At 51.8% G+C, this 23,058-nt stretch carries 29 protein-coding genes and 1 tRNA gene; 21 read left to right on the top strand and 9 right to left on the bottom strand.

Features of this window, described 5'->3' with window-relative positions:
• Positions 1–6: 6 nt before the first annotated feature.
• Genes TDIS_RS07745 through TDIS_RS07720 form a run of 6 tightly spaced genes read left to right on the top strand, consistent with a single transcriptional unit; the run spans position 7 to position 6,159 of the window.
• Positions 7–255, top strand: coding sequence for an HPr-rel-A system PqqD family peptide chaperone (locus tag TDIS_RS07745; RefSeq protein WP_068671018.1), 249 nt, complete (start codon positions 7–9; stop codon positions 253–255).
• A complete protein-coding gene (locus TDIS_RS07740; protein WP_068671016.1) occupies positions 248–1,276 on the top strand; it encodes an ATP-grasp domain-containing protein in 1,029 nt (342 codons plus the stop codon). The genes TDIS_RS07745 and TDIS_RS07740 overlap by 8 nt, the downstream gene beginning before the upstream one ends.
• On the top strand, positions 1,273–2,613 hold the full coding sequence (locus tag TDIS_RS07735) for an alanine racemase (protein WP_068671014.1): 1,341 nt from the start codon (positions 1,273–1,275) through the stop codon (positions 2,611–2,613). Before TDIS_RS07740 ends, TDIS_RS07735 begins: the two co-directional genes overlap by 4 nt.
• The gene (locus TDIS_RS07730; RefSeq protein WP_068671012.1) at positions 2,610–4,685 is read left to right on the top strand and encodes an urea transporter; all 2,076 of its coding nucleotides are present in this window, start codon (positions 2,610–2,612) and stop codon (positions 4,683–4,685) included. The genes TDIS_RS07735 and TDIS_RS07730 overlap by 4 nt, the downstream gene beginning before the upstream one ends.
• Complete coding sequence (locus TDIS_RS07725) at positions 4,682–5,548, top strand: hypothetical protein (RefSeq protein ID WP_068671010.1); 867 nt, start codon at positions 4,682–4,684, stop codon at positions 5,546–5,548. Before TDIS_RS07730 ends, TDIS_RS07725 begins: the two co-directional genes overlap by 4 nt.
• The gene (locus TDIS_RS07720; protein ID WP_068671008.1) at positions 5,548–6,159 is read left to right on the top strand and encodes a tetratricopeptide repeat protein; all 612 of its coding nucleotides are present in this window, start codon (positions 5,548–5,550) and stop codon (positions 6,157–6,159) included. The genes TDIS_RS07725 and TDIS_RS07720 overlap by 1 nt, the downstream gene beginning before the upstream one ends.
• A 27-nt stretch (positions 6,160–6,186) precedes the next feature.
• Here TDIS_RS07720 and TDIS_RS07715 read toward each other — a convergent pair whose 3' ends face one another.
• The 3 genes from TDIS_RS07715 to TDIS_RS07705 form a co-directional block, all read right to left on the bottom strand.
• Positions 6,187–7,713, bottom strand: a complete 1,527-nt coding sequence (locus TDIS_RS07715; RefSeq protein ID WP_068671006.1) for an MBL fold metallo-hydrolase — start codon at positions 7,711–7,713, stop codon at positions 6,187–6,189.
• Positions 7,714–8,657: 944 nt separating this feature from the next.
• Positions 8,658–9,776 carry a tyrosine-type recombinase/integrase gene (locus TDIS_RS07710; protein ID WP_068671004.1) on the bottom strand — a complete coding sequence of 373 codons (1,119 nt, stop codon included), beginning with the start codon at positions 9,774–9,776 and terminating at the stop codon, positions 8,658–8,660.
• A gap of 12 nt (positions 9,777–9,788) precedes the next feature.
• A complete protein-coding gene (locus TDIS_RS07705) occupies positions 9,789–10,568 on the bottom strand; it encodes a hypothetical protein (protein ID WP_068671002.1) in 780 nt (259 codons plus the stop codon).
• A gap of 141 nt (positions 10,569–10,709) precedes the next feature.
• Between TDIS_RS07705 and TDIS_RS07700 the strand changes: the two genes are divergently transcribed.
• From TDIS_RS07700 to TDIS_RS07655, 10 genes are all read left to right on the top strand, one after another.
• Positions 10,710–10,925, top strand: coding sequence for a helix-turn-helix domain-containing protein (locus TDIS_RS07700; protein WP_068670999.1), 216 nt, complete (start codon positions 10,710–10,712; stop codon positions 10,923–10,925).
• On the top strand, positions 10,925–13,087 hold the full coding sequence (locus TDIS_RS07695; RefSeq protein WP_068670997.1) for a DUF3854 domain-containing protein: 2,163 nt from the start codon (positions 10,925–10,927) through the stop codon (positions 13,085–13,087). The genes TDIS_RS07700 and TDIS_RS07695 overlap by 1 nt, the downstream gene beginning before the upstream one ends.
• Positions 13,074–14,093 (top strand): TubC N-terminal docking domain-related protein, encoded by a 1,020-nt coding sequence (locus TDIS_RS07690; RefSeq protein ID WP_068670995.1) that lies wholly within the window; start codon positions 13,074–13,076, stop codon positions 14,091–14,093. The genes TDIS_RS07695 and TDIS_RS07690 overlap by 14 nt, the downstream gene beginning before the upstream one ends.
• Positions 14,094–14,111: 18 nt before the next feature.
• Entirely contained in the window at positions 14,112–15,815 is a 1,704-nt protein-coding gene (locus TDIS_RS07685) for a DEAD/DEAH box helicase (RefSeq protein WP_068670993.1), read from the top strand.
• 89 nt (positions 15,816–15,904) lie between these two features.
• On the top strand, positions 15,905–16,639 hold the full coding sequence (locus TDIS_RS07680) for a hypothetical protein (RefSeq protein ID WP_068670991.1): 735 nt from the start codon (positions 15,905–15,907) through the stop codon (positions 16,637–16,639).
• A 43-nt stretch (positions 16,640–16,682) separates the two neighbouring features.
• Positions 16,683–17,318, top strand: coding sequence for an ImmA/IrrE family metallo-endopeptidase (locus TDIS_RS07675; RefSeq protein ID WP_068670989.1), 636 nt, complete (start codon positions 16,683–16,685; stop codon positions 17,316–17,318).
• Complete coding sequence (locus TDIS_RS07670) at positions 17,315–17,932, top strand: hypothetical protein (protein WP_068670987.1); 618 nt, start codon at positions 17,315–17,317, stop codon at positions 17,930–17,932. The genes TDIS_RS07675 and TDIS_RS07670 overlap by 4 nt, the downstream gene beginning before the upstream one ends.
• Before the next feature lie 187 nt (positions 17,933–18,119).
• A complete protein-coding gene (locus TDIS_RS07665) occupies positions 18,120–18,743 on the top strand; it encodes a hypothetical protein (RefSeq protein WP_068670985.1) in 624 nt (207 codons plus the stop codon).
• 25 nt (positions 18,744–18,768) lie between these two features.
• Complete coding sequence (locus TDIS_RS11175) at positions 18,769–18,963, top strand: hypothetical protein (protein WP_161939501.1); 195 nt, start codon at positions 18,769–18,771, stop codon at positions 18,961–18,963.
• Between the two features lie 49 nt (positions 18,964–19,012).
• Positions 19,013–19,201 carry a hypothetical protein gene (locus TDIS_RS07655; RefSeq protein WP_068670981.1) on the top strand — a complete coding sequence of 63 codons (189 nt, stop codon included), beginning with the start codon at positions 19,013–19,015 and terminating at the stop codon, positions 19,199–19,201.
• A 40-nt stretch (positions 19,202–19,241) separates the two neighbouring features.
• Here TDIS_RS07655 and TDIS_RS07650 read toward each other — a convergent pair whose 3' ends face one another.
• Genes TDIS_RS07650 through TDIS_RS07640 form a run of 3 tightly spaced genes read right to left on the bottom strand, consistent with a single transcriptional unit; the run spans position 19,242 to position 19,881 of the window.
• Complete coding sequence (locus tag TDIS_RS07650) at positions 19,242–19,466, bottom strand: DUF2283 domain-containing protein (protein ID WP_068670979.1); 225 nt, start codon at positions 19,464–19,466, stop codon at positions 19,242–19,244.
• Positions 19,463–19,693, bottom strand: a complete 231-nt coding sequence (locus tag TDIS_RS07645) for a hypothetical protein (protein WP_068670977.1) — start codon at positions 19,691–19,693, stop codon at positions 19,463–19,465. Before TDIS_RS07645 ends, TDIS_RS07650 begins: the two co-directional genes overlap by 4 nt.
• Positions 19,690–19,881, bottom strand: coding sequence for a ribbon-helix-helix domain-containing protein (locus TDIS_RS07640; RefSeq protein WP_068670975.1), 192 nt, complete (start codon positions 19,879–19,881; stop codon positions 19,690–19,692). Before TDIS_RS07640 ends, TDIS_RS07645 begins: the two co-directional genes overlap by 4 nt.
• 109 nt (positions 19,882–19,990) lie before the next feature.
• On the opposite strand from TDIS_RS07640, the gene TDIS_RS07635 reads away from it, so the two are divergent.
• The 5 genes from TDIS_RS07635 to TDIS_RS11050 all read left to right on the top strand — a co-directional run bounded on the left by TDIS_RS07635 (position 19,991) and on the right by TDIS_RS11050 (position 21,599).
• Entirely contained in the window at positions 19,991–20,191 is a 201-nt protein-coding gene (locus TDIS_RS07635) for a hypothetical protein (RefSeq protein ID WP_068670973.1), read from the top strand.
• A gap of 21 nt (positions 20,192–20,212) precedes the next feature.
• A complete protein-coding gene (locus TDIS_RS07630; protein ID WP_068670971.1) occupies positions 20,213–20,554 on the top strand; it encodes a hypothetical protein in 342 nt (113 codons plus the stop codon).
• A gap of 17 nt (positions 20,555–20,571) precedes the next feature.
• Complete coding sequence (locus tag TDIS_RS07625) at positions 20,572–20,946, top strand: hypothetical protein (RefSeq protein ID WP_068670969.1); 375 nt, start codon at positions 20,572–20,574, stop codon at positions 20,944–20,946.
• 79 nt (positions 20,947–21,025) lie between these two features.
• A complete protein-coding gene (locus tag TDIS_RS07620) occupies positions 21,026–21,415 on the top strand; it encodes a hypothetical protein (protein WP_068670967.1) in 390 nt (129 codons plus the stop codon).
• 22 nt (positions 21,416–21,437) lie between these two features.
• Complete coding sequence (locus tag TDIS_RS11050) at positions 21,438–21,599, top strand: hypothetical protein (RefSeq protein WP_153303807.1); 162 nt, start codon at positions 21,438–21,440, stop codon at positions 21,597–21,599.
• Positions 21,600–21,637: 38 nt separating this feature from the next.
• Here the strand turns inward: TDIS_RS11050 and TDIS_RS07615 are convergent, their stop codons facing one another.
• The 3 genes from TDIS_RS07615 to rpsT all read right to left on the bottom strand — a co-directional run bounded on the left by TDIS_RS07615 (position 21,638) and on the right by rpsT (position 23,039).
• Positions 21,638–21,967 (bottom strand): thermonuclease family protein, encoded by a 330-nt coding sequence (locus TDIS_RS07615; protein WP_161939500.1) that lies wholly within the window; start codon positions 21,965–21,967, stop codon positions 21,638–21,640.
• 703 nt (positions 21,968–22,670) lie between these two features.
• A tRNA-Ala gene (locus TDIS_RS07610) sits at positions 22,671–22,746 on the bottom strand.
• Between the two features lie 8 nt (positions 22,747–22,754).
• Positions 22,755–23,039 (bottom strand): 30S ribosomal protein S20, encoded by a 285-nt coding sequence (rpsT, locus tag TDIS_RS07605; RefSeq protein ID WP_068670963.1) that lies wholly within the window; start codon positions 23,037–23,039, stop codon positions 22,755–22,757.
• Positions 23,040–23,058 lie beyond the last annotated feature (19 nt).

Below are 23,058 nucleotides of genomic sequence, written 5' to 3'. Positions count from 1 at the left end.
CCCGAAATGAAGATCTCTCGCCTGGCCATAAGTGATGAAGGCTTTGTGTTTGATCCCGAGACCGGAAACAGTTATACCGTAAACGAAACTGGGCTTTTTATCTTGCAGAAGCTCAAGGAAGGATTGTCACCCACGGCAATCGTTGAGGCCATCCTTGAGGAATACGAGGTTTCCCCTGAAGAGGCGGAACGGGACGTGGAGGAGTTTCTGGAGGGCTTAAGGAGATTCGGGCTCTGGAGGGAAAGCCATGATTAAGGTTGCGGTCTCCGGGATAAACGCGGTTGACAATCCTGGCCCGGGAATCGGAATTATAAAAGGTCTTCGGGAGGGAAGTCTTTCGGTCTCCGTGGTCGGCCTAGCCTATGATGCCATGGAACCCGGAGTCTATCTCGAACAACTGATTGAGCGGGCCTATCTTATGCCCTATCCTTCCGAGGGCGAAGCCCCTTTTCTCAATCGACTCCTTTATATCCGGGAAAAAGAGGATCTTGAGGCCATCATCCCGGCCCTGGATGCCGAACTGCCTCTTTTTATAGATCTCCAGGAAAGGCTTTCGGCCTACGGAATAAAAACCTTTCTTCCCTCCAAAGAACAGTTCCGTCTGCGGGCCAAGGATCGGCTACCGGCAGTAGCCGAGACCATCGGAATCAAGATCCCTGCCACCCTGGTAGTTACTTCATACGAAGAATTCTCCCGGGCCCTCTCACAGCTGAAATTTCCGGTCATGGTTAAGGGCCTTTTTTATAAGGCCCTTAAGGCCCACACCCCCGCGGAAGCGGAGCAGTACTTCCACAGTATTTTGGCGGAATGGGGATTTCCGGTGATTCTTCAGGAAGTGGTTGCGGGCGAGGAGATGAACGTGGTGGGGGTCGGCGACGGAGAGGGAGGACATTTCGGGCTGGTGACCATCAAAAAACTCTGGATTACCTCCCTGGGAAAGATCTGGACCGGGGTGACCGTAACCCACCAAAGGCTACTTTCCGCCGCCGAGGAGTTCGTAAGGGCCTTTCGATGGCGTGGAGCCTTTGAGCTGGAGACTATTGTGAAGGACGAAGAGATCTATCTCATCGAGATCAATCCCCGCTTTCCGGCCTGGATCTATTTTGCGGTGGGCGTAGGGGTTAATCTTCCGGAAAGACTCCTTAAAGCCGCCCTCGGAGAGGAACCGGAAAGGGAATCCCATTACGAGGCCGGGAAACTCTATATCCGTTTTACCGACGACTTTGTAACCGATATTCAAATCTTTCAGCACATGGTTACTAGGGGGGAGAGATGAAAAAACTCTATCAAAAACCGAGTATTCTTAAACTGCATGTAGGTTTTATGCGGGAAAAGAAAAGCGCCGCGCGAACCCTTATCCGTTCGGAGATAGATGGAATTCCGGTGAAGACCTTGGTTGAGAAATTCGGCTCTCCACTTTTCGTCTTCTCGGAAAAGAGGCTCCGAGAGAGGTTCCGGTATCTCAAACGTCTCTTTGAGAGCCACTATCCCCGGGTGGAGTTCAGTTGGTCCTACAAGACCAACTATCTGGACGCCATCTGCCGGATCTTTCACCAGGAAGGGGCTACGGCGGAGGTAGTCTCGGATTTTGAGTACGAGAAGGCCCGAAGACTCGGAATTCCCGGGGAAAAAATAGTCTTTAACGGCCCTTATAAACCGCTAGAGATTCTAGAGCGCGCGGTCTCTGAAGGGGCCCGAATTAACGCCGACTCCTTGGACGAGGTCCTTGATCTTGAAAACCTGGCCCGCAAGATGGGCCGGCGCCTTAAAATCGGCCTTCGGGTTAACATGGATACCGGCATCTATCCCCGCTGGGACCGATTCGGGTTCAATCTTGAAAACGGAGAGGTCATGCAAGTGGCCCGGCGGATAGCTGCCGGAGGCCTCCTCGAGGTGGTTGGGCTTCACTGTCACCAGGGTACCTTTATTCTTGAACCAGGGGCCTATGGCCAGGCGGCCGAAAAACTGGTGAGGCTTGCCGGAGAGTTAGAGAACCGTTTTGGCTGGCAGATAGAGTATCTGGACCTCGGAGGGGGCTTTCCATCCCGCAATCGCCTAAAAGGTATCTATCTTCCGCCGGAGGTGGCGGTTCCTTCGCTAGCGGAGTACATTGAGGCCATCGGCCGGGCCATGCTTTCCGGACTCCCTCCGGGAAACTATCCGCTTCTCATTATGGAAACCGGCCGGGCCCTGGTGGATGAGGCCGGGTTCCTCCTTACTACCGTAAGGGCGACCAAAAGGCTTCCTGACGGCCGGCGGGCCTATATTCTTGATGCCGGGGTTAATCTCCTTTTTACGGCCTTCTGGTACCACCTCAAGGTGGAGATGGAGAGAGAGATTCCTGGTCCACCCGAACCCTGCGTCCTTTACGGTCCCCTCTGCATGAACATCGATGTGGTGGAGGAGAGTGCTCTCCTGCCCCCACTTCCTAGAAACACCCATCTCATCCTCTCCCCGGTGGGGGCTTACAATGTGACTCAGTGGATGCAATTTATTACCTACCGCCCACGGGTGATCCTCATCACGGAGGACGGCCGGGCAGAGGTCATCCGCGAGGCCGAAAATCTGGAGGACATCGTAAGAAAGGAAAGAGTTCCCGAACATCTGCGATGAAGGCTCTTAAGACGGCCATCCATTCACTCCTGAACAGTTACTCCGGCATCCTTTTTATAAGCGAGCCTGGAGCCGGACTGGTCCTTTTGGCCCTTTCCACCCTCATGGATCCCAATCTGGGACTCTCGGGCCTTATTTGTGTACTTTCGGCCTACGGCTTTGCGAGGCTTATCGGACTTAAAGAAGATTTCCTGAGACTTGACTACTACATCTATAATCCCCTTCTGGTGGGCCTTTCCGTGGGCTATTACTTTCGGCTTGATCCTTTAACCCTTCTCTTTATAATCCTGCTAGGGATTTTTACCTTTCTCCTTACCTATGGTCTTTCTTCCTTTCTATCTTATTACTTGAGGCTCCCGGTCCTGAGCCTTCCGTTTGTGATCGGAAGTCTTGTGGCTACTCTTGCCTCCTACCATTATTCCAATCTCTTGGTCACAAGTCTTAAACCCACCTTCCATTACAGTGTGGGAGGTCTCCCCCTGTGGCTTGAGGGCTTTTTCCGTTCTCTAGGGGCCATCTTTTTCATGCCTCACCCCCTTCCCGGTTTCATAGTTTTCGCCCTCATTCTCCGGTTCTCAAGGATTCTCGCGCTTTTGGCCGCACTGGGCTATTTTTCAGGAACCCTTATGGCTTACCTCTTCACCGGTTCTTCGTATCAGGTTTTCTCCAATCCCATACACTTCAACTACGTCCTCATCAGCATGGCCCTGGGAGGGGTTTTCCTGATACCCTCTCCCCGGAGTTATCTCCTGGCGATCCTGGGGGCGGTGGTGGCGGTGCCCATAACCGAAGCCTCTCGGGTCTTCTGGGAGAAGTTCGGTCTCCCGGCCTTTGCCCTTCCATTTAACCTGGTAACCCTGCTTTTTCTCTATGCCCTCATAGTTTCAGGCTTCAGGAAGCTTACCGCCCTTTATAAGGGCACGCCCGAGAAAACCCTGGATCATCATCTAAGCTTTGAGATCCGGTTTCCTTCTCTGGTTCCAGAGGTGGACCTTCCGGTAAGTGGACGTTGGCTCATCTCTCAGGGACCAGACGGCCAGTTCACCCACAAGGGGCCTTGGCGTCACGCCCTGGACTTCGTCGTAGCGGACGAAAACGGCCGCACCTTTGCCGGAGAGGGGATGCGCCCCGAGGACTATTACGCCTATCGTAAGCCGGTCTTTTCCCCGGTCTCGGGCCGGGTGGTGGAGGCCGTAGATGGGCTTCCAGATGAGCCTCCAGGCTCAGCTAATCGGGAAAATCCCTGGGGGAACCATGTGGTGATTTACGATCTCCGCGGTTTTTATGCTGTGCTTGCACACTTCAGCCCCGGAACCCTGCGGGTCAAAAAGGGAGATTGGGTAGTGAAAGGAACGGTGCTCGGGCTCTGCGGAAGTTCGGGCTATGCACCGGAACCCCATCTTCACTTCCATATCCAGCATGGGCCCGAGATCGGCTCGCCCACCCTGCCTTTTGTCTTCTCCGGGTATCTGGAAGAGGGGCTTTTTAAGGATTTTTCCTTGCCCGTGGAAGGTTCAACGGTTGAGCCCTTGGCCCCGGATAAGGCCCTCAAAAAGCGGCTCAATCTCCTCCTTGGCCAGAAGTTGGCTTACAGCCTATATGAAAACGGCAGTCTTTTCGGAGAAATTGCGCTTTCTGTGGAAATGGCCCCGGACGGGACTTTTTACCTTACTGATGGCCAGAGTAGGCTTTATTTTGCCTTAAAGGAAAAGGCCTTCTACTTCCTGAGTTTTGAGGGCCGTAAGTCTTCACCCTTGAAATGGCTCTTCCTTGCGGCCCCGAAAGTGCCTCTGGCCTTGAAACCAGGCCTTCGTTGGGAGGATAGTCTTCCACTTGAAATAGGACTCTCGGGCTTTAAAAAAGAATGGTATCTTTTTCTTATTTCTTTTTATCCACGATATTTCCAAATAAAAGCCAGATATGAATCACAAAGCCTACTTGATTTTTCGGGTAAAATCAACTTGAATAATGAAAAGATAGAAACTAAGACGGTCCTTGCCGAAGATGTAGGCTTTGAAGAGATCGAAATAAAAATCAAAAATCGAATTTATCAATTAAGGAGGAAGAGATGAGAAAAGTATGGTTGATGCTTATTGTAGTTTTGATTCTGGGTCTGACTTGGGGCACCGGTCGAACTTCGGAACTCAAGAAGTATTTTGCCCTCTACGGGGCCTATTTGAATTATGGCAACTCCAAGGTCAAGGATGATGGATATTCTTTTACGGCCTACGGAAGCCTTGGGGACGGAAGACATCATGGCCTTGAGGCCGCGGTCTCCCAACTCCACATCAACTATGAGTCCGGTTATTCGGACCTTGATCAAACGGATTACACCCTGGCCTACACCAACACCGGGAGCCTTTATCCCAATCTATCTTTGCGTCTGGGAGGCCACTATATCTCCACCGACGATGACCTCACCGATGAAGGGCTGATTCTTTTTACGGACCTCACTTATTTCGTGCCCTGGAAGTGGAATGCCGGGCTGGAATTCTTCTATTCGAACTATGACGAAATGGTGGATCTGGACGTCTTTCAGATCTCTCCTCACGCCGGAAAGTTCTTCTATTTCGGAAAAAGGAGTCTTTATCTCGAGGCCCGGGGCTACTACATCCATATTGACGAGGACGAAAAAATCGGGCTTTCCATGGAAAACTATTACTCCTTTGAGCTTTCTGGAACCTGTACTCGAGGGCCTTTGAGCGTAAAGCTGTCCGGTTGGGTAGGACAGCAGATCTTTGCGGTCAAAAATTCCGGTTTTGTGGTTTACAACCTTACGGAAAAGTACCGCGGCGGGGCCTCCATGGAAGTCACTTACCGATTCAATAATTACGTTCTAGGTCTTACCGGAACTTGGAATACCTATAAAGAAGTGGAATCTGACAAAAGTGTCAACCAGGCCATAATTACTGGTTTCATCGGTTTTAACTTCTGATGCGAAAGATTCTTTTGAGTCTTCTCATCCTGGTCCTTGGAGTTAGCTGGGCCTGGGCCTTGGATTATAAGGCTATCAAGCGGGCCTACCATCTTTCCTATGAGTTTGAGAGGCGGGGAGAGTATGTCAAAGCTAGAGAGGCCCTTCTTCCAGTTTACGAGAAATTCCCTCGGGGCTATACCGTCAATTTAAGATTGGGTTGGTTATTTTATCTAGAGGGGCGCTATCGGGAGGCCCGAAAACACTACGAAAAGGCCGCAGAGGTAGCCCCGCAGGCCGTGGAACCACTTCTGGGCTTGGGCCTTACCTATATGGTTCAAAAAAGGTGGAAAGAAGTGGAAGAATTGATGACTCGAGTTTTGAAAATAGATTTTTATAACTACTATGGCAATCTTCGCCTCGCTCAAGCCCTGCGAGAACAAAAAAAGTATCGCCAGGCCGAAGCCGTCTGCCGGAAGATGCTAACCCTTTATCCTACGGATGTGGCTTTTCTTACTCAGTTGGCCTTAACCCTGTATCATTCTGGTCAAAAGAAAGTAGCGATCTCCATTTTTGGGGATATCCTGATTCTAGACCCCCAGAATCGGATAGCTTCCCGATTCGTCCCCTGAAAGATTATTTAGAACCCCCGGTTCTGCTTAAGGCCGCGGCCCAACCGGATGGTAGCTTTCTATTTTACCAAAGGCCTTAAGCTTTCCTTCCTCTAGCACTGAGATTGCGCCATGGCCGCCGCAAATAAGACAGCGCCGCCCCTTTGAGCGCAACCTCAGGTCGGTCTCCTTGGCGATCTCAAGCAGGGCCTCCCTCTCCTTAGTGGCGATCTCGCTATCCACATTCACCGAGGTCATAAGGATCTTGGCCAAACGGCTGAACTCCAGGCGTTCCGGGGTAAAGCTTTCAAGATTCAGGAGGCTATCTCCGGTAAATAGGAGACCAACCTCGGGACAGAAGAAAAAGACCTGGCCGTAGAGGTGCCCACCGAGGCTTTCGAGCACCTCAAACTCCAAGGGCCCCACCCGGAAACTCTGGATCACCGGAAAGATGTTCCGAAGCCCAAAGACCTCCTGTGGGAACAGGACCATTTTTTGGGGCGGGGTGAAGTGGGAAAAGAGATTGATGAGCTTGGTGTAGACCTCTTCCAGGATGGAACCTTCTACCCGGGAACCGTAGGCCCGGTTGGCCTTCTCGATGATCTCTTTGGTGCCGGGATGAAGGTGGGAGGGGGCCTTGAAGAATCCCGCGGCCCCGGCGTGGTCGGCGTCGGCATGGGTGAGAAAGATCCGGGAGAGTCGGGAGAGGTCCCCTAGGCCGTAGTGCTGGAGAAGCCGCACTACGTCTTCGTGGTAGAGACCGTAGCCGGTGTCGATCATGATCATTTCTTCCCTGGTGTCCAGCACAAAGATGTTTCCTCCGAAAGGGAGTTGAAAACAGAAGAGACGCACCCCATCGGTCACCTCGAAGTGCTGGACGTCGGCGTAGAAGCCCACGCCGGTGGTCTCCTTGAGTTTTTGCCCGGTGGCCAGGATACACCGAAAGACTTCTTGAGGGTCTTGCTTGAGGTTGGTGAGCTCCTGGACGATGTGGTTGATGTCGTGGAGCAACCGCAGAAGAAACTCATCTTCGGCTTCGCCGATGAGCTCACGCAATCTCTGGGCGAACTTTAGGTAGAAGACGGTGTTGTCCAAATGGTCGCCGCGGGTGTCGTACTCGAGGATCTCCAGGCGATAACGGGATTTGAGGCGGTTTAAGAGCTTATCGATGATGGCGCTGCGTTCTACGGTAAGGCTTACGGTCAAACGGTCTGGGTGGCGGCCCTGATCGTCGAAGTCCAAAAAGGCGATGTTGGCCTGGGCGTCGGTGACGTAGTTCAGAAATTCGAAGAGCGCTCCCGGACGGTTGGGGAGGTAGACGTTAAATTTAAGAAATCCCAAGGGTTCCAACGATTCCTGTAGGTAGCCTATACGCTGGAGCTCTTCGCGGATCTTGCGGTAGTCCTCCTCTGAGGAAAGCGTCACCTCGAAAAAGACGGTGTGCGGGTCAATGCGCCGGTCGTAGTGAATGCGGTTGATGTTGCCTTGGTACTTGCGCACGATCTCTGCGGCTCGATGTAAGGCCCCGGGCTGGTCCGGCATACGGGCGACAAAGTAAAACTTGGCGCCACTCATGGAGTTTCCTCCCTCTTTAGGGAGATTTCCGGCCCCAGTGGGGCGAGGGGAGGCGCACCAGAACAGACACCCTTCCAGGGGCGTATTTCAATCGAAAGTCCCCACAGGTTTTAGTGGGAAGTCTCCAGCCATTTTATTGAAAGTTTTCACCTGTTTCAATGGAAACGTCCTCGCTTTTTGGCCTTCCTGAAATCAAATCCACGACTCGGAGAGAGGAGAGATGCCAAACAGGAGGTTGTCCATGCGAAATTGAAAAGCCCTTTAGGCTCTAAGTGTCTCAGGGGTTGTTTTCGAACTGTCTAGGGTTTTTGGTATTCTTAACTATACAAGAAATCGTTAAAAAATGGTGGAGATGGGGGGATTCGAACCCCCGACCTCCAGATTGCGATTCCTAAACGATAGCAAAACATTATCGTCATGAGCGTTTTTGAGGTCAAAATTAAGGGGAAAAGGGGAATATTTAGATCAAGGATGACATTAAGGTTGGAGAGGTTAGACACGAATATAGACACCAAAGAAAAAGCGAAGAACCCAAGTAGCCCAAAGCTTACATTATCTTTACTTTTTTATCTACTTTTCGAGAATATAGGGTAGGAGAAGAAAGGTATAACTCCCTCCTTGTTTAACAAAAGGGAAGGGAAGAGAGTCTGTTCCTCCCCTTTACCTTTTTGGAGGGGGAGAGAAGAAAGCTTTCTCTTTTTTCCTTCCTCAAAGAGTTACTTTTTACAAGCTTGCGAAAAAAGCGAAAAAAGTTCCCCGGCTTTCCCTTAAAGCCTTGTCTATCAAGGCATTGGGGCTATAACTTTTTTCTCTACCCCTTGCGAAAAAATGCGAAAAAAGTTTGATCAAAATCCTGGTAAAAGCCTTGCTTGCCAATGGTTTGGGGCTTATCGACCCTCGATGCGAAAAAAGTGCGAAAAAAGTTAGTAGGTAAAGTGATCCTCTTAAAGGGCCTCTTCGAGGAGGTCCGGGGAAATGATTTTGTTGGCTTCTTGGAGCTTGGTTTGCTGGTCTAGGTGGACGTAGCGCAAGACCATCTGGTAGGTTCGATGGCCGAGTAGGTGCTGAAGGATAATCGGGTTCACCCCGTTTTTGATGGCGAGGCTTGCGTAGGTGTGTCGCAGATCATGGACCCGCACATGCGGGGGTAGTCCGGCCCTTTTTACGGCCCTTTTGAAAGAAGCATAAAAGCCATCTCCACGGTATGGTTTGCCCTCTGGGCCATGCCAGAAGACGTAAGGGGAGGATATATGCCTCGGGCGAGCTTTAAGGATTTTGAGGGCGGCGTCCGAAAGTGGGATGATTAACTCCCGGCGGGCCTTGTATTCCGAGGCAGGAATTCTCAGGTAGCGTTCTTTCAGGTTCACTTGATCCCACCGAAGTTTCAGAGCATTTTCTCGGCGCAGGCCGGTGGCAAGCATAAAAGCTACAATGGGCCTTATACCGGGAGAGCAAGCCTCAAGGAGACGCTTTATTTCCTCCTCGGAAAGAAAGTAGGGCGGTCTTTCCTCGGCTCTCACTAAGGAGACCTTTTTGGCTGGATTGCTCTCTAGCTCCTCGATCTTCACCGCATAACCCAGGGCATGCTTTAGAACAGCCAGTTCGGAGTTCACGGTTCCGGGCTTGGCTCCTTCGGAGACCCGCCGGGCTTTGTATTCTTCAATCATTTTCACCGTGATGTCCCGCAAGCGGACATTGCCGAAGACCTTTTTAAGGTGATGTTCGTAAATTTCGCTTTTGCGGAGTAGCCACCTCTCCGAATTACGGCAGGCTTTGACGCTATAGTCCCAGTAATGTTTCCGCCAGAATTCGGAGAAGGTCATCGTTCCCCGGACTTTGGAGGGAGTGTAACGTCTTTCGGCCACAAGCTTTTTGATCTCGGCTTCAAGGGCTTTTGCGGCGCTTAAAGAGTGTCCGGCGGGCTTAAGCTCATATTGCCCGTTGCCCACGTGGACCCGGACGTAGTATCTGGGGTTACGGAAGGAGACTCCGCATTTAGGACACTTCCTATGTTTTAAGGCCCACCGCTTATGACATTCGGGGCATTCTTTAAGGATGGCCATAAAGATTTTCCTTTAAAAAGGCAATTCGTTATCAACGCTCGCTTCTTCTTCAGGTGTTAATGGGCGAGACGGTACAACCTGGAATTTACCCTTACGGATAAGGTCTAAGATAAGCTCTTCTGGTTTACCAGTCTGGAACACTTCTTCCATAGATTTAGGGAATCCTGAAAATTCCACTGCCTTAACTGCCCGAGGATCGTAATAAGGGGGAGGCCCTTCAAGAGGAAGGCCCCATGTGGAGCTATTCATGTCTAGAAGATAGGGAGATGTGAATTCATAAAGATTTGGGGGAAGCTTGTAAGCTTCAATTCCTAAAAGATCCAGAGATAAATAAAGAAGCGCTGGAGCTCGCTTTTCCCAAGGTAGTTCCCGAACCGCAGAATAGAGATCAACTTTTTGGTTATGGAAGGTCCCAAAAACTTCGAGCCTTTCAAAAGGTAGTTTGAAGTGTATGAAACCTCCGTTTTCTAGGTGGGCTAATACTAGCTCAAAACGTGTCTTTTCTACCGAGTCTTTAGGAGGCGCTTCTTCTAGAGTTATCCTCAATATTCTTTTGGTAAAGGCATTTACGATATCGGTTCCTTGGACAAAAACTTCCCCTTTCCAAAACATAAAAACCAGATTGTCTCGTTTAGCCCTTTCTAGTAAAGCCTCTTTGAGCAGTACTACTCCCTCTTCGTTTTCACTTCTTGCGCTTCGGCTTGCCCACCAGTTTATGGATAACTTCAAAAGTTTAGGTGCTCTCCATGAAATTTGAGCATCTTTTTTAAGCTGCTCCACGGTTGTAAGCATGGCCTCCCTCCCAAAACCTCAATAGCGATACTGTCATAATAAGCAATGGATTTTTGCAAGTCAATAGCGGTCTTGTAGGGACTTGACAGAAAGAACTTATGTATTTAAAATACATGCAAATAAAGAAAGGAGGTGCATTTCATGAAAAGTTTTAGCCCTAATGATCCTATCCCTCTAAGCGAGATTAAGCCTGATGTCCTTTACACTTTCCGGGAGGCCGCGAAAGTTCTGCGTTTGGGTGAGTCCACCCTTCGCCTGTGGGCTTTGACTGGTCGGATTCCAACGGTTCGACTTGGTAAACGGCGACTCCTACGGGGGGAGACCATCCTCAAAATGGTCGAGGAGGGCGTCAATTAATGCCACTTGACCTCCCTGCTTGGGCGCTTGAGGACCTTAAAAAGTCCGGTCTCACCGAGGCGACGATCCATAAGGCCGGAATCCGGGCGGTCCGGGATGCGGAGGATCTGAAAAGGCTCTTGGGCTTTGAGCGCTATAACGGTAATCCGATCTTGAAAGCGACCGAGGCTTACCTGATCCCTTACCCCCTGGCCACAGAACCATTTGGGCGGATTCGATTGCGGGAACCATTAAACGGGGCGAAATATCTCTCCCCCGCCAGCAATCACGTCCGGGACACGGTGCACCTTTATTTTCCGCCCAATCAGCCCGTTGAATGGTTGAAAAGCCCGAAAAAGCCGCTTGTGATTGTGGAAGGAGAGAAGAAGGCCCTTTGCTTGGCCCAATATGCCGAAGAGTTAGAGTTTGCGGTCCTCGGCCTCGGCGGGGTTTCAATGTGGGCCAAGGCTCCCGAATGGAAGGGCGTTCACCTTATTGGCAGGAGAGTTTTTCTTGCCTTCGATGCTCCGGACCGCCGGGAAAATGCCATGGTCAGGCAAGAGGAATTGGCCCTCGCGGGCTTTCTCTCCCTCATCGGGGCGCACGTTTTAGTGCTGGACTGGGGAGAAGACCCTCGAAAGAAGGGGATAGATGATCTCCTAGTTTCCGTAGCAGATCCCAAACAGGAAATATGTAATCTACTTGAAAAGGCTTCCGAAGTCTGGGCTTTCTACCGGGAGCTAGCCTCCCCCCAAGAGCTGATTCACGCATTGGTGGATCTGCTTAGAAGGATTAGTAAACGGCCAGAGCGCTTGAAGGTGATTCTTCCGGCTGTGGCCCAGGGTTTTAACGTCCCTCTCCCGGAACTAAAAGAAGCGATCTCCAAGCTATGGCACGCAAAAACCAAGGAGGACCGGGAGAGACAGCACAAACAAAAGGAAATAGAACTTTTGGAGCAGAATCTCTTAATTCCGACATGGCCGGAGCCGGAACCAACTTGCTTCTATGGATTGGCTGGGGACTTTGTAAAGGCGGTTTCAGATTACACCGAAGCTTCCCCCGTGGCCTTGCTTCTGACTTTTCTGGCTCGTTGGGGATGTGAATTAGGCCTAAGGTTTTACTTCCCGATCAATAAAACTCGTCATTTTCCCCGCTTGTTTGTTTTACTTTGCGGTCCCACGGGAAAAGGCCGGAAGGGGACATCTTTACGACTCGTGAGAGAATTTTTTCCTCTCCCCGATTTTTCAGCTACCGAAGTGTCTGGTTTTCTGCTCTCAGGGGAAGCCGCTAGCGATCTTTTTGAACTCCAAGAAGAAACTCCCCCAGAAGGTAATCGAATTTTTTTAATTATTGAAGAATTTGGGAGTCTCCTTGAGATCTCTAACCGTAAAGGGAATTTTCTTTCCGGTGTTTTGAGGTGTCTTTGGGATTCGGAGCATTTTAAAACCTTGGGGCGGAAGAAGAAGACGGAAATACATCAAGCTCATCTAGTAACTTTAGGGCACACCACAATTTCAGACCTTCGGGATAAGGTGCGATCTACTGATCTCTGTAACGGCTTTCTTAACCGTTTCATTATTGCGCTAGTCAGGAGATCCAAACTCCTTCCATTTCCTCCCCCAATTCCCGAAGAGGTGGAAACAGAGATCAAAGAGGCGCTTTTGGCTAGATTTTCAGAATTGCGGAACAAAGCCCCCCAACCTTTTCGTTTTAGCAGGCGAGCCGAGGATTTTTGGCGGGAAGTTTATCCTGAGCTTTCATTAGAACGGGGAGGATTAGCAGGTGAGGCAACTAATCGAGCCGAGGCTCATGTCCTACGGCTTTCTATGTGTTTGGCAACGCTGGACGGAAGCTTAGTGATCGATCTCCAGCATGTGGAGAGCGCATTGAGCATCTGGCGCTACTGCCAAAAATCCGTCGAACTTATATGGAGATTGCCCAGAAAGGGCGAGCATGTGGTTTCTAGGATTTTGACATTCCTCAAAGAAAAGAAAATGGCTCGTCTTTCCGAAATACACGACATGCTTGGGCGTCACGTTAAGGGCGAGGATTTAAACAAAGCCTTACAGCGGCTCGGGGAGCTGGGGCTTATCCGGGAGGAAAAAGATAAAACCGGCGGGCGTCCGGCAAGGATCATCAAATATATTGGCCCAGACGAGGGCACTTACCGTGGAGAAATTTGATTTTCAGGAGCCGAAAGCCCTTATTTCCTATCTCCGGTTTTTAGGGGTTCGATTGCGGGTAGAAGGGGAGCGGTTGATCTACGAGTCTTCACTTTTTCCTTTGAGTGAGGAGCTTCTTGAAAAGCTCCGTAAAAACAAGGAAGCCCTGAAAGCCATTCTTAAGGAAGAAGCCAGAGAGAAGAAATCTTCCCGGCATCTTACCAGGGGAAGCAAGACCGAGGAGGCCTCAAGAGAGGGAGCCTCCTCGATCCGGTTCTACCGGGGGATCTCTTGGTTTGGAGGTAAGCCTTGCCCTTGGCCGGAAAGAGACAATGAATCATTAAAGAAAGTCCTAGCTCGAAAGCCCGCTTCGGAGCTTCCCCGGAGAGTGGCCGAGTTTGAGCATACGGCCATTCTAGCCGAGGGCAAGCCCTTCTTCCCCCTGGCCTGGTGGCTTCACGGAGTAAGCCTCCCCGAACTACTCAAAGCCGAACCGGAGGCCCAAAACTTGCCAATTTATGAGGTTCGGGGTGAGGAGGTGGTCCTGGTTCATGATCCCCGCAAGGCCGGAGATTGCCCGGAGGGTATGGAACATCCCCACCGGTGCAAGCTTGGCGAGCTGGTGGAGGCCCAGGAGCGGATCAGCGGTTATGAGTGGAAGTGCCGAAAGCTTAAAGCCCCGTGCCCGGCCTACACCCAAAGCCCTCTCCGTCCCGAATGGCCTAACCGTATAGCCCAGGCCTTGAGTGAGGAGCAAACCTCTTCGGAGAGCCCAGACGAGGAAACCAGGGAGCTAACGGAAAAGCTCAAAAGTCTGCTTAGGCCCTTGGTGCTTGGCTTTTTGGCGAGCAAGGCCCCGATCCAGATAGACAAAAGCCGTAGCGTTTTGAACCCCCAAGAATTTATCAAGAGGACAGTTTCGGAGCTTTCGGGTCGTGGACAGGTGAGGGAAGCGGCCAAGGAGAGAGCCAGGCGGTTTTTGAAGGCCATTAGGCCTTTGCTTCAGGAGATTGGCAAGGAGGTCTAGATCACCTGGTGAATAGATATGAGGGAACTTGAAACCGGATTTAAAATTAGTTTACCGCACGAGGAGGTTTCCGGTCAAGGCCTTCTCTGGTCCCTGGTGAGGTCACGGAGCGATCTTCCTTTGCGGCCCTACCAAAGGACAGCCCTTGAGCACATTCTGGATGCCTACCTTGACGGGCGGCAGTCGGTGGCGATCTCGCTTCCGACCGGATGCGGAAAGACCATCGTCTTCCTGGCCCTGGCCCGGGGTGTAGTGGAGGCCGGAGGCCGTGTCCTCATCGTGGCCCACCGGGATGAGCTGATCTTGCAGCCCATTGAGAAGCTTTCTCTGGTGTGGCCCGGGGCACCCGAGCCGGGCGTCATCAAGGCCGAGCGGTTTGAGCCAGGTCGCCCCATAGTCCTGGCCTCGATTCAAACCTTATGGCGTCGACTTGACCGTTTAGTCCAGGGGTTTGACCTGGTGGTGATTGACGAGGCCCACCATGCGGCGGCCTCGACCTACCGTATGGCCTTGGATCGGCTCCTCGAGCTTAAGCCGGCCATGAAGGTCTTGGGCGTCTCAGCGACCCTTTTCCGCAGGGACGGGGAGAGCCTCCGGGAGATCTTCAAGGAAGTGGTCTTCGAGTATTCGGTCCTTGAGGCCATAGCGGACGGCTATCTTTGTGGGATTGACTACAGGGCGGTCAAGACCGGGTGTGATCTTTCCGGGGTGCGGTTCGACTATAGAGCCGGGGACTTTGCGGTCAACCAGTTGGCCCAGACTGTTAACACCCCGGAACGGAATACGTTTGCCGTAGAGACCTGGCTTGAACTGGCGGAGGGGCGCAAGACCATAGCCTTTTGCGTGGATATAAAGCACGCCCACGACCTGGCCGAGACCTTTCGGGCCTACGGTGTGGAAGCTCAGACTGTGACCGGCCAAACTCCGCTTGAAGAGCGTCGGGCTATGCTCAAGGCCTTCGCCCGAGGTGAGATTCCGGTCATCACGAACTGTCAGGTGTTAACCGAAGGGTTTGACGACCCGGCGGTGGACTGTCTTCTTTTGGCCCGGCCCACGGCAAGCAAGGCCCTTTATATCCAGATGGTGGGCCGTGGTCTTCGGCTCTACCCCGGAAAGAAAAACTGCCTAGTGATCGACCTGGTGGACAATTCAAGCCGCCACAGCCTGGTTAGCATTGCGGACCTTGATTCTAAGCTCAAACGCCGGATCGAGCTTGAGGAAGCCGTAGGAAGGGGAAGTCGGGAGAACGTCCAGCTAGATCTTAGCCTGGCCTCTCAGATTCTGGGAGTGGAAGAGCGGCAGGTCTTCGATCCTTCGGCTTTCTACTGGGCCAGAGGCGAATACGGTTGGGCGGCAAGCCTGGGGGACGGCCGGACGCTTTACATCCGGCAGACCAAGAAGACCAAACGGGAAGAGCTTTTTGTGCCTTACCTCATCGAGCGGGAAGGCATCCGGCCTCTCACTTCTCGGCCCGTGGACATCGAGCTGGCCTTTGGTGTGGCTAACGGGGTGCTCCGAGACCAAGGAGCGGCGGCCCTTTACAAGCCGGACGCTTCTTGGCGGAACTATCCGCCCACCGAGAAGCAGATCGAATTTTGCGAGCGTTGGGGCTTGCCTCGGCCCAGGACCAAAGGCGAGGCCTCGGACCTTATAACCCTGGCGATAGCCGAGTGGGCTTTCAAGAAGAATATCAGGAGTGCGTCTCATGGACCGCTTGCTTAAACCAAAACCTAAGTGCCGGGACCCCACCGGGCTGAGCTTTTCGGGTTAGGGGTTTGACTTAACACTAAAACTTTGCAGGAGGTGCAAAAATGAGAGACAAAGTCCAAAAAGCTCGGGACAAGTATTTTAAGGCCATCAAGGAAATTGAGAAGATCCAGGTCAAGATAGCGGAGCTTCAAAGGAAGATCCAGGCCCTCCAGGAGGAAAATGCTTCTCTCCAAAAGGAAGCGGGTGAAATCTTGGCCAAGATCAATCTGGGCGAGCTTCCCGAGACCGCCCGCAAGGAGGCCGAGGCCAAGCGGAAGCAAATGGACAAAAACGGTCTTGAGATTCAGGGATGCGAACTCGCCTTGAAAGAACTTCAGAGGCGGCAAGCCGAAAAGGAAGCGGAGGCGCAGAAGGCCAGAGTCGGAATTTACCTGGTCCTGCGAGACAAAGTAATGGACCTGGCCCAACGGGAACTACGGAACTACCAGGAGCTTGCACGGAAAATTCTACGGAGTCACACCATCTTTATCCGATCTCTCGATTGGCTCGATCAGATGGAGCTTTGTATGCAGAAGATAGGCTACAAACGGGACGGGAAACCCGAAGAGATTTTCGGGGAACTTCTGCACCGTCCGTTTGCTAGACCTGGCCTCCAGTTAGAACTCCTTGAAGAAGTGGCCCCTGGACAGTTCGAGGCACGCACAGCCGAAGTAAATGGCGACGAAATCTTTGGAGAAGAGCTTGGCTTTCTTACTGTCAGAGTAGACTTTTCGTGGGCCGAGGACCGCCTTACGAAGGCCCTTGATAAGGCTCTGGGGCTTGAGCCTGCGGAGTAAAACTTCGGGCCCGGGCACCCCGGGCCCTTGCGGGAGGAGAAATATGAACCCAAAAGTTCTCTACTCCACTATGAAACGCCAATATTTAGCCAATCCGACCCTAGCGAACGCCATGGCCCTCATGGGGGCTCTGGCCCACAAATACCCTCTCTTACAGAAGGCCCCCTTGAGCCCGATGGAGATCGAGCGACTGGCCCAAGAAGCGGGAATTGAGATCTGGCCTTACCCTTTGGAGCAAACAACGGTTCTCACGGTCATGGTGAGAGACCCCCAAGATCTTCCCCGTGAAATCGCCGGGAGAGACAAGCCCTTAATTACCGAAAGGGAGCCGGGCTTACTTTCAGACGAAATGCTCTCTCGGGTCAAGAAGCTCCTTGAGCGAGGTGGAGGCCCGGTGGTCATTATGCGGGAGAAGCTCCCAGAGGAAGAATATGCTCCGACCCTGGCCCATGAGCTTGGGCATATCTTTTTGGGACACCTTGAAAACTGGAGCGTGCCTCGTGGGGTTGCAGAGTTCCACGCTCATCTTTTTGCCCGGTGGGTTTCCGGTGTTCCGCATCCTCGCCTTGACTCTAAAACAAATTTGGTTCTTGAGGCTTTGACCACCGGGGAAGAAAAGCTCCTCAAAGAAGCCCTGGTCGTGCTCAAAGGCCAAGACCCTCAAGAGGTGCATCCATGAACGTAAATGCCGTCTACCTAATGATGCGAGACCGCTATCTCCGAGACCCTTCCTGGGAGAACCTTCTGGCCCTTCTTGGCTCGCTTCTTTACAAGTTTCCCGTGCTCTTCAAGGCTCCTCTTCCCCCTGAGGAAGTTGAGGGCTTAGTGAAAAATTGCGGGTTTGAGGTGCTTGAGGTGTCTATCAAGGCTTGTCATGGTCTGGCTCTTACCATAAATCCTGCAAGGATAGTCCGGAGAAAGCTTATTGAGAATCTCAAGAAGGGCGATCTTCCTGCTCCTGAGCCTGACCTGATAGACAAAGATCTAGCGAGAGACGAGATCTTTTGGAAGCTAACCGAGTGTGCAAAGCGGGAGAAAACCGGGCTTATCCTGATTAAGGAAGGTCTTGGGCCAGAAGTGAAGACCTATGCCTTAGCGCATGAGCTTAGTCACCACCTTTTAGGCCATACCCTTGCGGAGTGCGAGATGGAGTCCTGGCTTTCGGAGCTTCACGCAGACGTTGCGGCCCATTGGATAACTGGCCGCCCGAGCCCGTTTCTTTCCGAGGAAGAAAATCGTCTACTCGCCAAACTGGTAGGCTACAAGAAAAGAGCGGTGGGTGGCCATGCGTGAAACCTTGCGGGTCCTTCTGGAGGGCGGGCGGCAAGGGTCTCGGCCCCTGCGGCGAAAAAGGCGTTTTGAACTCGCCGGAAGCCGTGGCCGACACTATAAAAGCCCCGGCGAAGACCCAAAAAGCCTTGAGAAGACAGCCTTACAGGTTTTGAAGTCTTGTAGCTAAACGGCCAAAAGGAGGTTTGCGATGACCGAGAACGGCGAGCTTTACCTTTCGATCCAGGCCCTTCAAGATCTCTTTGGGCGATCTGAGAGAACTTTAAGGCGGTGGGCTTCGGCTTGCGAGGCTCGAAAGCAAGATAAAAATGGACGGGTGTTTTACTACTTACCGGATCTTTTGCGATACTACCTAGAGGACATTCACCAACCGGTGCCGGAAGAACTTGAAAAGATCCGGACCGAGCGAGAAAAGGTCAAGCTAGAGAAAGAACGCCTTGAGCTTGAGACCACCAAAGGGAATTTGATTGAACGGGACCGGGTAGAGGTTGAGTGGGCGCAAAGGGCCGCTGAATTTCGGCAAGGGCTTATTGCCCTGGAATTTAAGCTAGCCAAACAATTGGCAGGCCGAAAGCTCACCCTGCCCCAGGTGAGAGAGATCTTACGGAAGGAAATATTTGAGATCTTGCGGTCCTATGCCCGGGAAGGGGCCTATACGCCCAAGATGGATGAGAGGTGGAGCCTGGAGGAGTTTGAGGCCGCCTACTTCAAGTTTTTGCAGGCTCTGGAGAAAACGAACTGTCCTTTGAGCAAGATCAAAGTAAAGCTTGAGTGCCCTTCTCGGAACCGGAGAGCCAAAAAGGGCGGAAAATAGGCCTAGTTGTGGTAAAATCAGGGACATGGAAGACCTTCTCATGGGCTGGAAGGAGATAGCCGGGGTTCTGAGGGTTTCTGAGCGGACGCTTAAGGATAACTGGGAGCGATGGGGAGTGCCAATCAAATTGCTTCCCACCAAGCGTGGATATAAGAAGCCGGTTACTACGCTTTCAGCGCTTAAGAGGTGGCTGGAGGAGCCAGGGCCTAGCGGTTCTTGAAACTCTCGGAGCCTTGACGGACCCTCATTGGCTTGGGAAAAATGAGGCTATGAAGGCAATAAGCAGGGAAGAGCTAAACCAGGTCATGGCCTATTATTTTAAGGCCTCCTTTACGACCAGAAGTGAAGAGGCCGATAAAGAGGAGTGGTCCCGTATACTTCAAGAGGTAGAAGCCACCGAGGAGGAGCTTTCCACCCCTGAATGGCAAGAGGCCCTGAAATACCTAGCCGAGCACTAAGGGACTGCCTTTCCCCCAGGCCGCTAGTCTTCATGAGTAATCAAGCGGCCTTTTTGAGTGTGAGACCAGAGACAGGAAGGTTTATGATCTCAAGGTCCTGAAAGCGAACTTTTTGACTGGCGTTGGAAATCTCTATTCCTACCGGAATACCTTCTTCGTCAAAATCCACCACTATGTCGGGGGAGACCTCCTCGGATTCCACGCTTGGCTTGTCCTGGAGATCAATATAGATCACATCATCTTCGGGATAGTAGGTGATCTTCATGGCTTAAACCTCCGATCAAAAAAGGCGTTGTGGACAGTTTCTCCGTCCGGCTCCAGAATTACCCGGAGGTATTTATCGGCCTCTTTAATGTAACCCCAGAGCCGAATACGGCCATCCGGTTGAACTTCTCTTTTTATAGGGGCCTCCATAACTTGTTTAATCCATTCTACCTGCAAATAAGGCCGTTTTGAAAGAACTTTGTTAGTGAAGTAGGGGGTAAACTTCACGCTTTCTCTCCCTGGCCCTCCTCTGGCACCGGACGGCCATACTTGCGGAGGAGATCCCGCATGGCCTCTTCAAGGAGGTCGTTTAACCGGCGGTTCTGCTCCACGGCCAGGATCTTAAAAGCCTTCAAAAGCTCTTCGGTTATCGGAGTATTGAGGTGTCTTTTGGGTTTTCCTTTTGGTCTAGCCATGGACTTAGAATAACATCTTTTTTGCTTCTTGACAACCTAAAAAGGACATGCTAGCTTTTTATTGCAAGCAACGAAAAAAGATAAAACCCCTAAAATGGAGGGATTTCCTATGAGGAAGGAACTTATCAGCCAAGCCAAGAGAGACCCGATGAGGTTGAAGGCGGAGCGTATCCAGTATTGGCGGAACGGGATCATGGTAACGGCCCAAATGCCCCTTGAGACGGCCCGTCGGTTAGTGGCTGAAGGTGAAGCCTACGTGATTACAGACCAGGCCATTGGGGACATCCGGGAGCTTGGCTCCCTGGAATAAACCAAACCAAGGAGGTGCGTTATGATCGGCACAGTTAAGGATCACTTGAAGACCCTAGAGATCAGGAGCCGGGAGGTTCTTGAGCTTTCCCTGGCCCTGGACTTCCTCTCGGACGTGGCCCGGTTGGCCGAACAAGTCGCCGAAGCCGACCCGGAGGACAAAGAGGGTCTGCTTTTCGCCTCCAAACAGGTTCAAAACACCTTCTCTACCATCCTGGACGTGCTCCACACCCATGCCATGTGGATCTCCGAAGACCTGGGCCATCTGCGTTACAAGCTTGAAAAAAGCTTTAGGCCCAAAACCCATAACCCCGGCCCGGAAGACGAGGAGGACATTAACTCCGGGGCCGGGTGCGAAGACTAAACCGAGGAGGTGTAGCCATGACCCAAGCCGTAAACATGAAAGAGCACTTCCCCTTTGATCTCCTAGCCATGGATCTTTCCGATGAGGCCCTGAAAGTGGAAGAGCTAGGCCATGCCCTCGAAACCCTGACCTACCTCTCCCGCCTGGTTTACTCCCTCTCTCAGGGCCAGGGCTTTAAGGACCTGGACGTGAAAGACTGGGGTGAACAAGCCCTTATGGGCCTCGGCTCTCTCTTCGAAGTGCTGGCCCAATACGCCTTCGACCGGAAAGAAAACCTCTCCAAGACTCTGGAAAGCTTGAAGCGGTCTCACCAGGAAGAGCTGATCCTTGCCAAAGAGGAAGCCGTTAGAGAGCTGGCAAAGAAAAAGGCCCCCTCAAGCGAGGAGGCCTAGGGGGTAAAGTCACCGGGGCCACGGGAGTGAACTTGCCTCCCTGGCCCCACACCGAAAAACACCACGGAGGTGTCTAGCTATGGCTAAGGATACCAAAACCCACAAGCTTAATGAAGTGACCCTTGATGAGGCCCACTATATCCTCTCCGAGGCCTACCAAGAGCTTGAATCCCTACCGGAAGCCCTCCAGGGGATAGCTCAGGCCCTTGACCTGGTGGCCCACCACGAGGTCAGGCACCGGCATGAGTGCCCGACTTGCCAGAGAGGGGACTTTTGCCCAAGCGTTTTGAACGTCCGGGACATCCTTTCCAAACTCACCGATGCTCTCACTATGCTCTCTCGGTATGCCGAGCTTGAGCTTGAGTATATCCGGGACGCCGTGGGCGTGATCGGTCAAGAGCTTTACGGAGCGGATGAGAGGGCGCTACGGGAAGCCCGGACGCTTAGCCCGAGCCTTCCCTTGCGGTAATCCAGGGAGAGGGGGCGCGTGCATGAGGGGTAATTTCAAAAAGACTCTCGAAGTGAACTTGCCTTGCAGAGGCTTTTCCGGTAGGGCCACCGAGCTTTGGGAAGACCTCAAGCTTTTCGGGATAGCAACCATGGCCACCCTGGTGGGCAAAGGGCTTTTTCTAGTCTTAGAAAGGTTGTTTTAATACCCTGGCCCGGTGCCTCCTCGGTGCCGGGCTTTTTGTTAAAAGCCCCACAACCCTTTTGATTCTTGGCGGGCCCGTCTTTGAGCCTTCAAAAGCCGATCTACATACTTCACGTTGGGCGGGACGGTATAAACAACTGCCCATCCTTCGCGGATAAGCTTCTCATTTAGCATCTCCCCGTTTGGCAGCCATACATAACCCAGGACCCGGCCATAACGGTCAAGAATCTGGACGTCCAATTCAAGGACAAATCTGGTTTTAGCCTTTTTGCCAAGGTTAATCACTTCATTAACGGATGTGCGCCAGTTCCTGGCTTGCTTTTTAGCCCTTTTGTTGGAGCGGTTTTCTGGTGTGTCAATACCTATCAACCGAACTTTTATGTAACACCTTTGATTCTCGGTCCTTAGCCAAAGGATGTCTCCGTCAACTATTTTCACCACTTAGGCAGAGATCTTTTCATTAGGCAGAAACGAAATGGGAGCGCTTTTCTTAATGAAAGGGTGCACTCGAGCGGCCTGAAATTTTTTCGTTTCAAAAAACGAATAATTCGGACTCCGAACATAATCTTTTCGAAATCGGAAAAGAGGAGGTATAGTATGAATTTTTTTGAAATTTTATTATGGTTCACTTTATTTATCATCGCGATGCGGCAAAGCCGCTAACCGAAGTGGTAGAGGCGGAGCCTAAGCTCCGCCTCGCCACTACCGCTAAGGTCTAAGATTTGAATTTTCCTTTTTCTATGTCGACTTCCAGCGGTTCTGTTTAACTCAGGGGGACTTTTTTCGCAAAACCGATGCGAAAAAAGTAAAAAGCCAGAAAGCCTTTTAGCTCTAGGGAAAGCGGGCAATCCGGGAAACTTTTTTCGCAAGAGGTGCGAAAAAAGCCGATTTCCGGAAAACCTTGAAACTCAAGGGATAGCTGGCGATCAAAGGGCTTATTTCGCTTTTTTCGCCTATATGTAATCTCTCTCTACCAAAGGGAAGAGCTAAGGAGAAATGCAACGCGAGACACGATTATAGACACTAAAACATTTTAGGAAGAGGACAGCTTCTCGGAAACCCTTGAAAATATTGGTGGAGATGGGGGGATTCGAACCCCCGACCTCCAGATTGCGATTCTGGCGCTCTCCCAACTGAGCTACATCCCCACCCAAATTTAGGCCTGCCCTGAAAGGCTGGCCTTTTTGGCGTTGAGTTTTTGGGCTAGCCTCGAGATCTTTCTAGCGGCTGTGCGCCAATGAAGCGTGCCTTTGGAGGCCGCCCGTTGAATGAGGCTCTGGGCCTCCCGGAAGGTAGCCTCCGCTTTCGCCAGGTCTCCTTCTTCAAGGCTTTTTAGAAACTTTTTGGTAATTGTCTTGACCCTTGTTTTGATAGCCTTGTTCCGTAAACGACGCTTTTCACTCTGCCTCAGGGCTTTTGCTGCGGATCTATGCTGCGGCAAGACCAGTCCCTCCTTTTAA

Origin of the sequence: Thermosulfurimonas dismutans, assembly GCF_001652585.1 — a bacterium.
Lineage (GTDB): Bacteria > Desulfobacterota > Thermodesulfobacteria > Thermodesulfobacteriales > Thermodesulfobacteriaceae > Thermosulfurimonas > Thermosulfurimonas dismutans.
The sequence above is the reverse complement of the archived record's forward strand: the minus strand, read 5'-3'. Positions and strand labels throughout refer to the sequence as shown.

Excerpts from the sequence above, each read along its gene's own strand:
- TDIS_RS07635 (WP_068670973.1), top strand. The coding sequence starts at position 19,991 with ATGAGGAAGGAACTTATCAGCCAAGCCAAGAGAGACCCGATGAGGTTG.
- TDIS_RS07630 (WP_068670971.1), top strand. The coding sequence starts at position 20,213 with ATGATCGGCACAGTTAAGGATCACTTGAAGACCCTAGAGATCAGGAGC.
- TDIS_RS07670 (WP_068670987.1), top strand. The coding sequence starts at position 17,315 with ATGAACGTAAATGCCGTCTACCTAATGATGCGAGACCGCTATCTCCGA.
- TDIS_RS07735 (WP_068671014.1), top strand. The coding sequence starts at position 1,273 with ATGAAAAAACTCTATCAAAAACCGAGTATTCTTAAACTGCATGTAGGT.
- TDIS_RS11175 (WP_161939501.1), top strand. The coding sequence starts at position 18,769 with ATGGAAGACCTTCTCATGGGCTGGAAGGAGATAGCCGGGGTTCTGAGG.
- TDIS_RS07715 (WP_068671006.1), bottom strand. The coding sequence starts at position 7,713 with ATGAGTGGCGCCAAGTTTTACTTTGTCGCCCGTATGCCGGACCAGCCC.
- TDIS_RS07740 (WP_068671016.1), top strand. The coding sequence starts at position 248 with ATGATTAAGGTTGCGGTCTCCGGGATAAACGCGGTTGACAATCCTGGC.
- TDIS_RS07655 (WP_068670981.1), top strand. The coding sequence starts at position 19,013 with ATGAAGGCAATAAGCAGGGAAGAGCTAAACCAGGTCATGGCCTATTAT.
- TDIS_RS07685 (WP_068670993.1), top strand. The coding sequence starts at position 14,112 with ATGAGGGAACTTGAAACCGGATTTAAAATTAGTTTACCGCACGAGGAG.
- TDIS_RS07680 (WP_068670991.1), top strand. The coding sequence starts at position 15,905 with ATGAGAGACAAAGTCCAAAAAGCTCGGGACAAGTATTTTAAGGCCATC.
- TDIS_RS11050 (WP_153303807.1), top strand. The coding sequence starts at position 21,438 with ATGAGGGGTAATTTCAAAAAGACTCTCGAAGTGAACTTGCCTTGCAGA.
- TDIS_RS07650 (WP_068670979.1), bottom strand. The coding sequence starts at position 19,466 with ATGAAGATCACCTACTATCCCGAAGATGATGTGATCTATATTGATCTC.
- TDIS_RS07700 (WP_068670999.1), top strand. The coding sequence starts at position 10,710 with ATGAAAAGTTTTAGCCCTAATGATCCTATCCCTCTAAGCGAGATTAAG.
- TDIS_RS07625 (WP_068670969.1), top strand. The coding sequence starts at position 20,572 with ATGACCCAAGCCGTAAACATGAAAGAGCACTTCCCCTTTGATCTCCTA.
- TDIS_RS07720 (WP_068671008.1), top strand. The coding sequence starts at position 5,548 with ATGCGAAAGATTCTTTTGAGTCTTCTCATCCTGGTCCTTGGAGTTAGC.
- TDIS_RS07675 (WP_068670989.1), top strand. The coding sequence starts at position 16,683 with ATGAACCCAAAAGTTCTCTACTCCACTATGAAACGCCAATATTTAGCC.
- TDIS_RS07745 (WP_068671018.1), top strand. The coding sequence starts at position 7 with ATGAAGATCTCTCGCCTGGCCATAAGTGATGAAGGCTTTGTGTTTGAT.
- TDIS_RS07725 (WP_068671010.1), top strand. The coding sequence starts at position 4,682 with ATGAGAAAAGTATGGTTGATGCTTATTGTAGTTTTGATTCTGGGTCTG.
- TDIS_RS07695 (WP_068670997.1), top strand. The coding sequence starts at position 10,925 with ATGCCACTTGACCTCCCTGCTTGGGCGCTTGAGGACCTTAAAAAGTCC.
- TDIS_RS07665 (WP_068670985.1), top strand. The coding sequence starts at position 18,120 with ATGACCGAGAACGGCGAGCTTTACCTTTCGATCCAGGCCCTTCAAGAT.
- TDIS_RS07640 (WP_068670975.1), bottom strand. The coding sequence starts at position 19,881 with ATGGCTAGACCAAAAGGAAAACCCAAAAGACACCTCAATACTCCGATA.
- TDIS_RS07710 (WP_068671004.1), bottom strand. The coding sequence starts at position 9,776 with ATGGCCATCCTTAAAGAATGCCCCGAATGTCATAAGCGGTGGGCCTTA.
- TDIS_RS07705 (WP_068671002.1), bottom strand. The coding sequence starts at position 10,568 with ATGCTTACAACCGTGGAGCAGCTTAAAAAAGATGCTCAAATTTCATGG.
- TDIS_RS07620 (WP_068670967.1), top strand. The coding sequence starts at position 21,026 with ATGGCTAAGGATACCAAAACCCACAAGCTTAATGAAGTGACCCTTGAT.
- TDIS_RS07730 (WP_068671012.1), top strand. The coding sequence starts at position 2,610 with ATGAAGGCTCTTAAGACGGCCATCCATTCACTCCTGAACAGTTACTCC.